This window comes from Spirosoma soli, assembly GCF_042684525.1.
GTDB classification, from domain to species: Bacteria; Bacteroidota; Bacteroidia; order Cytophagales; family Spirosomataceae; genus Spirosoma; species Spirosoma soli.
Genome location: NZ_JBHULN010000018.1, coordinates 127339 through 136320 on the forward strand (window position 1 = coordinate 127339; position 8982 = coordinate 136320).

8 protein-coding genes and 1 tRNA gene are annotated in these 8982 nt (G+C 46.9%); 6 read left to right on the plus strand and 3 right to left on the minus strand.

From position 1 onward, the window contains the following. Window positions 1–18 precede the first annotated feature (18 nt). Window positions 19–1101 carry a TerC/Alx family metal homeostasis membrane protein gene (locus ACFSUS_RS23155; protein ID WP_381526306.1) on the minus strand — a complete coding sequence of 361 codons (1083 nt, stop codon included), beginning with the start codon at window positions 1099–1101 and terminating at the stop codon, window positions 19–21. Between the two features lie 145 nt (window positions 1102–1246). On the opposite strand from ACFSUS_RS23155, the gene ACFSUS_RS23160 reads away from it, so the two are divergent. After that, the gene (locus ACFSUS_RS23160) at window positions 1247–1987 is read left to right on the plus strand and encodes a glycosyltransferase family 2 protein (protein WP_381526308.1); all 741 of its coding nucleotides are present in this window, start codon (window positions 1247–1249) and stop codon (window positions 1985–1987) included. Here the strand turns inward: ACFSUS_RS23160 and ACFSUS_RS23165 are convergent. Continuing rightward, the gene (locus ACFSUS_RS23165) at window positions 1947–3134 is read right to left on the minus strand and encodes a type III polyketide synthase (RefSeq protein WP_381526310.1); all 1188 of its coding nucleotides are present in this window, start codon (window positions 3132–3134) and stop codon (window positions 1947–1949) included. The genes ACFSUS_RS23160 and ACFSUS_RS23165 overlap by 41 nt on opposite strands. A gap of 118 nt (window positions 3135–3252) precedes the next feature. Here ACFSUS_RS23165 and ACFSUS_RS23170 point away from each other — a divergent pair, with 118 nt between their 5' ends. Next, on the plus strand, window positions 3253–4116 hold the full coding sequence (locus ACFSUS_RS23170) for a UbiA family prenyltransferase (protein WP_381526312.1): 864 nt from the start codon (window positions 3253–3255) through the stop codon (window positions 4114–4116). Window positions 4117–4237: 121 nt separating this feature from the next. Next, a tRNA-Gly gene (locus ACFSUS_RS23175) sits at window positions 4238–4313 on the plus strand. 496 nt (window positions 4314–4809) lie between these two features. Here ACFSUS_RS23175 and ACFSUS_RS23180 read toward each other — a convergent pair. Beyond that, a complete protein-coding gene (locus tag ACFSUS_RS23180) occupies window positions 4810–5217 on the minus strand; it encodes an Hsp20/alpha crystallin family protein (protein WP_381526314.1) in 408 nt (135 codons plus the stop codon). A 300-nt stretch (window positions 5218–5517) separates the two neighbouring features. On the opposite strand from ACFSUS_RS23180, the gene hemC reads away from it, so the two are divergent. Genes hemC through ACFSUS_RS23195 form a run of 3 tightly spaced genes read left to right on the plus strand, consistent with a single transcriptional unit; the run spans window position 5518 to window position 8157 of the window. Further along, window positions 5518–6450, plus strand: a complete 933-nt coding sequence (hemC, locus tag ACFSUS_RS23185) for a hydroxymethylbilane synthase (RefSeq protein ID WP_381526315.1) — start codon at window positions 5518–5520, stop codon at window positions 6448–6450. After that, a complete protein-coding gene (locus tag ACFSUS_RS23190) occupies window positions 6441–6872 on the plus strand; it encodes a GNAT family N-acetyltransferase (RefSeq protein ID WP_381526317.1) in 432 nt (143 codons plus the stop codon). Before hemC ends, ACFSUS_RS23190 begins: the two co-directional genes overlap by 10 nt. A gap of 58 nt (window positions 6873–6930) precedes the next feature. Continuing rightward, window positions 6931–8157, plus strand: coding sequence for an ABC transporter permease (locus ACFSUS_RS23195; protein ID WP_381526320.1), 1227 nt, complete (start codon window positions 6931–6933; stop codon window positions 8155–8157). The last annotated feature ends 825 nt before the right edge of the window (window positions 8158–8982 follow it).

Genomic DNA, 8982 nt, shown 5'->3' on the forward strand with positions numbered 1-8982 from the left:
CCTGACAATCTTCTAAACTTATGAATTTGGCTGATTCGCGGAGTGCTCTCCACTCTTGTCAGGTATTAGCCAGGAGGCCAGAATACTGACGGCTAAAATCGTAACAATGATATAAAGCGAATACACGGGTTTAAATCCGATGCCTTCCAGCCAATGCTCGGCCAGCATCTTAACACCAATAAATGTTAATAGTACGGCCAGGCCTACTTTCAGGAAGCGGAATTGGCTCATAATGCTCGACAAGAAGAAGAACATCGAGCGTAGGCCCATGATGGCGAAAACGTTGGAAAAGAAAACGATGTACGGGTCTTTCGTGATGGAGAATATAGCTGGGATAGAATCAACGGCGAATACTAAATCAGTAAAGGCTACAACGATAACAATGATAAACAACGGCGTAACAAACAGTTTCCGGTCTGATTTGCGTCGGACGAAGAAATTGTCGGTTACGTTGCGCTTATACACATTCAGGTATTTGCTGGCAAACCGTACAACTGGATGGCTACTCGGGTCAATTTTCTCATCTTCTTCTTTCTGGAAAAACAGCTGAATACCAGTATAGACCAGAAAGGCACCGAAGAGGTACATGATCCACTCGAATCGCTGAATCAATGCCGAGCCAACGAAAATGAAAACAAATCGTAAGACGATGGCACCAAGAATTCCCCAAACCAAAATCTTCTTGTAATAGCGTTCCCGAACGCCAAACGAATTGAATATTAAGATAAAAACAAAAATATTATCGGCCGACAATGAGTATTCGACCAAATAGCCGGTGATGTACTCCAACGCCATATTCGCCTGAAAACGCTCCAGACTGGCCGCAAAATTGCCTGAAACAAGGTCGACATGGCTTGCATACTTGCTTTGTACTTCCTCAAGTCGGGCCATGTCGGTGATGCCATGCACCAGGTAACCATAATTCTTCAGGAAAAAGTAAAACGCAATTGACAGTGCAACCCAGATGGCACTCCAGAAAGCGGCTTCTTTAAAATGAACAACGTGGCTCTGTTTCTTGGAGAATGCTCCAAGGTCGAGCGCCATTATGAGTAGAACAAAAGCCGCGAAGGCCAAAAAGAAAGTAGTTTCGCTAGTTAACATAAGCTATCGGCACAGACATAAACTTAACCTTGCCCAGCCTTGAAAGTTGAAATTTCAGAGGTAAAACTACACCCAATCTGTTGAACGAGCAGAGTTGATTGGGCAAAATATTGGCATACTGCTACGTATCCCTTAGTTTTGAACCATGTTTAATAATAAAAAGGTCATTGTGGTGATGCCCGCCTACCGGGCCGCTCTGACATTGGAGCGTACCTACCGTGAAATTCCATTCGATTTAGTAGACGATGTTATTCTTGTCGACGATGCCAGTCCCGACAATACAGTCGAAGTTGCCCGTCAATTAGGCATCCGGCATGTGATCCGTCACGACAGAAACAAAGGCTACGGCGGTAACCAAAAAACATGCTACGCTAAAGCCCTTGAGCTGGGGGCTGATATTGTGGTTATGCTTCACCCCGACTACCAATACACGCCCCTGCTGCTGCCAGCCATGATTTCCGTTATTGGCAACGGGCTATATCCGGTCGTGTTTGCATCACGTATATTGGGTAAAGGTGCATTGAAGGGGGGGATGCCCATGTATAAATACATCGCGAACCGATTTCTGACATTTACGCAAAATCTGCTTATGAATCAAAAGCTCTCCGAGTACCATACGGGTTATCGGGCGTTTTCGGGTGAGGTGCTGCGTAGTTTAGATTTTACTCATAACTCCGACGATTTCATTTTTGACAATGAAATGATAGCTCAGATTTTTTATAAAGGCTACGAAATCGGCGAAGTGACGTGTCCAACCAAGTATTTTGAAGAAGCGTCGTCAATCAACTTCCGACGCAGTTCTATCTACGGCCTCGGCGTTTTGCGGACGTCGGTGCTTTATATGTTTACAAAACTTGGGCTAATGCGCTGGAAGATTCTAAAGTAACCAGCTCCGGTTGAGTTACTACTGACTCTAGTACCATTGACTCGAGCGTTAGGCCGGGGCCAAATGCGCAACTCAGAATGTTGGGTCGGTCCGGATCAAGCTGTGCTTCGCCAGCGGTTAGATCATTCCAGATTTCTTTTAAAACAAACAGTACCGTTGCCGACGACATGTTCCCGTTCTGGCGCAGCACTTCGTACGCATAGCGGTCGTCGTAAGCGGTAATGCCTAACTGTTCTTCAATGACTTCCAGAATGCGCCGTCCGCCCGGATGCAGGGCATAATAGCCAATATCGTCGAGCGTCAGGTTGCACTGGTCGAGCAGGCGCTCCATAAGTTGACCAATACCCTGCTGGATAAATGTTGGCACCTGCGACGTTAACGTCATCTCGAAGCCAAAATCACTCACATGCCAGGCCATTGCTTCCTTACCTTCGGGCAATAAATCGCAATAAAACGACCGCAGGCGAAACGATTGATCCGGTCGAGGACGGCTTTCAACTAACACGGCCGCTGAACCGTCGGCGAACAGCGCGTTAGATAGCAAGTGATCTGTTTCTGTCTTCTTCTGAAAATGGATTGTGCAGAGCTCTACACATACCACCAGTACCTTAGCGTCAGGATCGGCCCGGACGATTGAATCGGCGGTTTTTAGGCCGTTGAACGCGCCATAGCACCCCATAAAATTGATGGCAAGTCGTTGGGTCGAGGTTGGCAGGCCCAGCGCTTCGATAATCTCAATATCGGGACCAGGCGCATAAAGCCCTGTGCAGCTAACGGTAATGAGGTGCGTTATGGTTTGCGGATTAAAATCGGGATAACTCTGAAAACAGTCGTCAATCGCTTGTAAGGCCAACGGTACCGCTTCCTGGCGATAGACGCCCATTCGCTGACTTACCGTTGGAAAAGGTTCCATGCCTGGTGTATTTGCATAAAACGTAAATTCGCCTTTAGGCCGAACGTAATCCGCTAATACTGAATGCCGTTGGTCGATACGTGTGTGGCGGTATAAAGCCATAAGCCTCCGGCTGTCGCGCTCATCCAATTGGAGTACATCGGCCATAAACTCGGCCGCTTTCTGCTGCGTAGAAGAATAGGCCGGTACAGCCGTACCAATGCCGTTAACGTAACCGCTTACTTGTTTTCGCATTTCGTGGGTATTCCGTAGCAACGGATTATTGACTTCTGAACAACTCTGTATACATCATATAACTACAGCCTGTACTGAAAGTTCTGTAATTTGGTCACACCTTATCAACGAATAGCTAATGAATGCCCGCGCCATCTGGCTGCACCTACGCGTGCCGTTTTCGTTCTTCATGTTTCCTATTTTCTGGTTCGCGCTTAGTCAATCACCTAAGCTTGATGCATGGCGAGCTATAACCGTGTTTCTCGTTGTGCACTTATTACTTTACCCCGCCAGCAATGCCTACAACAGCTATTTTGATAAAGATGAAGACAGTATTGGGGGACTGGAAAAGCCCCCGCCCGTGACAAAGACACTTTACTGGGTATCGTGGGCACTTGATATTTTGGCGCTGATCATTGGAGCGTTCGTAAACTGGGCTTTCGTTGTGTATTTACTCGTTTATGGCTTCATCACAAAAGCGTACAGCCACGATCGAATCCGACTTAAGAAGTATCCTATCTTAAGTTGGTTGCTCATCAGCGTGCTGCAAGGCGGCATCACATACATCATGATTTACGTTTCCATCAATAATTTACCTCTATCAGCGGTGGGGGAGCCTAAACTTCTTTTTGGCGGTTTACTCGGGACGTTAAATTTATTAGCGCTGTACCCAGTCACGCAGGTCTATCAACATGCCGAAGATGCCCGCCGGGGAGACATGACCATTAGTCGGCTGCTGGGCATTCGTGGAACGTTTATTTGTGCTATGTTGATGTTCTCGCTGTCTATTATAGCTTTCTACATTTATTTCGGAGGAAATTATTTCTTTTTTATCTATCTGCTGCTGCTGTCACCGGCAGTCATCTTTTTCCTGAGATGGTTCTGGCGTGTCTATCACGATAACCGTTGGATCAACTACCGGACAACGATGCAAATGATGTGGACGTCTGGCGCCTGTCAGAACATTTTTTTTCTACTGCTAGCCGTTTTAACTCATTCGTAGTCAGATTTTAGCGGTTAGATGCGCACGTAACGATAATTTTTTTTGGCCAAGGGGCTTGACAAACGCCGAAAACCCCCTAAATTTGCATCCACAATTCGCTAATGATATGGCGAAACGTAACGCGAAAGTAGCTCAGCTGGTAGAGCGCGACCTTGCCAAGGTCGAGGTCGCGGGTTCGAACCCCGTCTTTCGCTCCACGAAAAGGCACCGCCCGACGGTGCTTTTTTCGTAAATGCCGGGATGGTGGAATTGGTAGACACGCCGGACTTAAAAAATTGAGTGCTCGGCTGGAAACGGCCGATGTAGAACCGCTTAAATTCGGGGAAACCTTATCAAGCAATTGACTGGCAATCCCGAGCCAAGCCCCCAACAAAACGGTTGGTGTGGAAGGTGTAGAGACTTAATAGGCGGCACCCTAACGATTTAGACGAGGGTGAAGAGAAAGTCCAGACCACAAATTGCTGCATTGGGCAGCAAGCCGTGAAAACGGTAGTTGGTACGAAAATCCTGTGGGCCACAAGCCCGTGCGGGTTCGACTCCCGCTCCTGGTACATTATTAAAAAAGCCCTGTCAATTGTTGACAGGGCTTTTTTTGTGAAAAATCATAAAACAAAAAGGCCACTTCCGTAGAAGCGACCTGCAATCTGATCTATAGGCTACAGGGCAAATGAACGGCCCCGGATGGAAATGCAATTAGAAGAGATCTTTAATGTCAATCCGGCGGTGTAGGTGCTCTTCATCTTTAAAGGGTAGCATCACCATAACCTGGCCATGCTCGTGTACCGCTTCAATTTGATCGGCGTCGACAAACGATGGGATGTCTAAAACACGTAAGAACATAGGTACAGCTAAACGCTGACTGGCGCCGTCTTCTTGTTGGCTAACTGATGTACTAACTAATAATGTATATAGAACTAGCTTGTTACCTTCGACCAATACGTTAAAAGAGTTAGCACTTACACCTGGAGCTGACAGGGTAATTATAAGACGTTCGTCTTCGCGCTCGACGTTCATAGTCGTCTGGCTCGAACCGCCGTAAAGGGTATTGAGCAAATCAATCTGTCCACCCGTCCCTTGAAACACATTTTCTATCGCTTTCATAGGAGTTGCTATTTACTGTTCAAGTATTACTTACTAATCAAACCCCGTGCCTAAGCAAAATGGCTTGCTTTTCCCAGCCAAACTGTCAGCCAATAATTTTAATTTTTGGCCAATAATGCCGTTTTGACGCTTTATATACGTGTTTTTTATTTTCCCAGATCACTTTGACGCTAATTATCAGCAAAAATAAATTGTTGAGGTTTGTAGGCTTTGTGGGGTTTTTGTTCCACAAAACACCACACCATCGAAGAAACAGGTAACCTGGTTTTGGTGGCGTTAAGCCCGTATCTTTGTTGTATCATGCATATTAGAATCGGAACGCGCAGCAGTCGATTAGCCGTGTGGCAGGCCGAACACGTACAGACTCTTCTGCACGCGGCTGAACTGACTTCAGAATTAGTATTTATCGAAACCAAAGGCGATCAGGTGCTGGATCGGTCGCTGGCTAAGATTGGTAGTAAGGGGCTATTTACACAGGAACTGGAAGATCAGTTACGGGCCGGTAGTATTGATATTGCGGTGCATAGTGCTAAAGATTTACCGTCCAGCTTGCCTTCAGATTTAGAAATTATTGCGTTCACAGAGCGAGAGCAGGCCAATGACGTGTTGGTTAGTCGTAACAAAGCCTTGTCACTGAAAGGAGGAGAGGAGTTCAGAGTTGGTACATCGTCAACGCGTCGGGTGGCTATGCTTAAGCACTTCTGCGAGCATCTGACCGCAGTTGACATGCGGGGAAACCTGCAAACTCGACTTCGGAAACTCGATGAAGGCCAGTGCGACGCGCTCTTACTAGCCTACGCTGGTGTCCACCGCATGGGCTATGATGACCTGATTGTTGAACACCTGCCCGTAGCTGAGTTTACACCAGCCGTTGGCCAGGGAAGCATAGCCATAGAGGTTGCGTCGTCGTTAAACAGTGATGTCCGTGATGCTATTACGCGTGTCGTAACTCATGAACCTACGGCCATTTGTCTACGAGCTGAACGGGCTTTTTTGGCACGTCTGGAAGGAGGATGCAGTATTCCAACGTTTGCATTGGCCCACTGGAGCGACGAACAAACAATCAGTATAACCGGCGGAGTAATTAGCCTGGACGGTAATGAGCTGATTCGTGAAACCTTCACGGGACCACCGGCGGAGAGCACTTTACTGGGCCATTCGTTGGCCGAAAGTATTTTGGAACGCGGGGGCGATGAGTTGTTGCAACGTATTCGCAGCTCGATATGGTCGTAACCATTGCTCGAACTGATCAGGAGATTCGTCAGTGTCTGCCTGCGCTCCTGCTTCTACGTCCACACTTAACCGCCGACGAAGCATTCAGCCGGATTCGCTTTCAACAGGAGCATGAACGCTTTGTGCTCGCGTTTATCAACGACGGTGGGGAGAGGGCTCCGGCTGTGATTGGGTATCGAACGATGCATTTACTCTACAGTGGTAAAACGCTGTACATTGATGATCTTTCTACAATAGCCGAAGCTCGCGGGAAAGGATATGCCAGCGCTCTGCTGGATTTTGTGGTTGACGAAGCTCGTAAAGGTAGTTATCAATGCGTTTCACTAGATTCCGGTCAGAACCCCGCCCGCTACGATGCGCATCGGTTATATTTGAGCAAACGGTTCAATATAACCTCGCATCATTTCAAGCTGGATTTATAGCCGATTTAGCTGCCTAAAAAACGAGCATCTTTTATTCACTGTTGATTCTTAACGCCCAATGAATCTGTTCCGAATTAGTTGGAGTAACCTGAAAGATAAGCCTCTAAGCAGTTTTTTGAGTGGTCTGCTGATGACATTCGGTATTACCATCATATCGTTACTCCTGCTGCTGAATAAACAACTGGATGATCAGTTCCGGAAGAATATTAAAGGGGTTGACATGGTGCTGGGAGCGAAGGGAAGTCCGCTGCAACTGATTCTATCGAGTATTTATCAGATTGACTCTCCGGTAGGCAACATTCCGCTCGATGAGGCCGAGCGGTTAACTCGTAACCCGATGATCCAGACGGCCATTCCGCTGGCTATGGGCGACAATTATCGTTCGTTCCGCATTGTTGGCACAAACAAAAAATACCTTGATCACTTTGGGGCAACGGTTGGACAAGGGCGACTGTTTCAGCAGGATCTGGAGACCGTTATTGGCCTGCGTGTGGCCGAAGTGGCCGGGTTGAAACTGGGTGATACGTTCGCCGGTTCGCACGGACTTGATGCCGAAGGGGAAGAACATGCCGACAGTAAGTATAAGGTTGTGGGTATTTTGAACCCGACTAGTACGGTTGCCGATCAGCTTATATTAACGCCTGTGTCGAGTGTGTGGGCCATTCACGAACATGCGGAGCACGAGGCAGAAGGGAAAGCTCATGAAGAAGAGGCTCACGAAGGCGAAGAACATGAAGAAGCGCCGAGGGAGATTACGAGCATGCTGGTGAAGTTCAGAAATCCGTTGGGTATGATGCTGGCGCGTGGCATCAACAGCAACTCGAAGCTACAGGCAGCCTTGCCTAACATTGAAGTAAACCGGCTATTCTCCTTGTTGGGTGTGGGCGTTGAAACGCTGCGTGGACTGGCCATTGTAATCATGCTGATTTCAGGCATTAGCGTATTTGTATCGCTCTACAATTCCTTGAAGGAGCGACGCTACGAAATGGCGCTCATGCTGTCGATGGGTGCGACCCGCGTTCAGTTGTTTGGCATGTTGCTAGTGGAAGGACTTGTGCTGGCGTTGATCGGCTTTACGCTGGGCATTTTGTTAAGCCGCGTTGGCTTATGGTTGTTTTCGACTAGAGTTTCGTCGGAGTATCACTATAACCTGGCAGCTTTTGAGATACTTCCCGAAGAGTGGGGACTATTAGGCGTAGCGGTGATCATCGGCTTATTAGCCGCTGCTTTGCCTGCTTTAGGCGTTTACCGCATGAACATATCGCGGACGCTGGCGGAGGATTAAGGTTGCGGCTTTCATGGAAAAGTACAGTGGTTTCCCTCACTCTAGGTGAAGTCAGTTTTTAGATAATTTTTATAGCAGTTCTATAACACAGATTATGTTATGGGAAATTTACTCGTAATACTAAACGACTCAAACGTTATGGTCGATTGGAATAATACTAAATGTTTATGCTAAAGCCTCTTTATGTGCCAAGCGTTCAAAACAGACTCAGCCTGAATTAAAGTGAGGCCAATAGGACTGGGTAGATCGTTCTTATACGACTGCTTACTAGCGGTCGTAAGTTCACACTCCCATCCTTTTTTATGAAGCAGGGAAGCTTCCCTCCAATCAACGTAATTGAAACGGACGATTAATCTTTCTCGAACGGTCCCGTCGAACGTATTGAATGTGTTTGCTCCATAATAAAAATCGGTCTCAGCTTGTAGTGTATCGTTTCTTGATGAAACTATCTTCATCTCATGGCAGGGAAACGTCAGCTCGCCTGGAGTCCGCCAAACTTCCGTATCCTGCCCCTGTTCATTAAGCCTTATACTCGATAACTGCCATCCGGTTTGTAGTAAGGGTAAGTCTAATTTCTTTCTCTGCTGATTATAATCCCATCCGAATTTTGGCTGTTTAGTCTCATAACAGGCATTAAACAAAAGGAAGATTAAGAAGCATAATGCACAAAAAATATATCTCATTTAGTATAAAATTCGCGTATGCTACTGATATAGGTTTACAAAGGGGAACAAAGCTGACTTTCAACCTTATATTGCACATTTCCGTACCGCACTCTTTTATAAGGATACCATCTTAACTTGTGAAAACCTTGTTGTCGATGAG